The following is a 266-nucleotide window of genomic DNA, read 5'->3' as shown; positions in this document are numbered from 1 at the left end:
CTGCTAACGCTCACGCTTTGCACTGGCCTGTTCTACATGCACAACCTATTTAGCATGGAAAATATCGACAAGGCTGTGCTCTCTATCGTGGCGTGGTTTGTCTATATTGTGCTGCTGTGGGGACATTACCATGAAGGATGGCGTGGACGCCGCGTCGTCTGGTTTAACGTTGCGGGCGCGGTAATTCTGACACTGGCCTACTTCGGCAGCCGAATTGTCCAGCAGTTAATCAGCTAAACCCAGAAAAGGAGTTTCCCCTGGAACAC

General features: G+C 51.5%; 1 protein-coding gene. It reads left to right on the top strand.

The features are described 5' to 3' along the window. Nucleotides 1-237: cytochrome c biogenesis protein CcsA (gene ccsA / locus R0J92_RS23550; protein ID WP_411053457.1), on the top strand; the 237-nt coding region annotated here is incomplete at its 5' end. Nucleotides 238-266: the final 29 nt, after the last annotated feature.

Origin of the sequence: Tritonibacter sp. SIMBA_163, from assembly GCF_046535935.1 — a bacterium.
Taxonomy (GTDB): domain Bacteria; phylum Pseudomonadota; class Alphaproteobacteria; order Rhodobacterales; family Rhodobacteraceae; genus Epibacterium; species Epibacterium scottomollicae.
The sequence above is the reverse complement of the archived record's forward strand: the minus strand, read 5'-3'. Positions and strand labels throughout refer to the sequence as shown.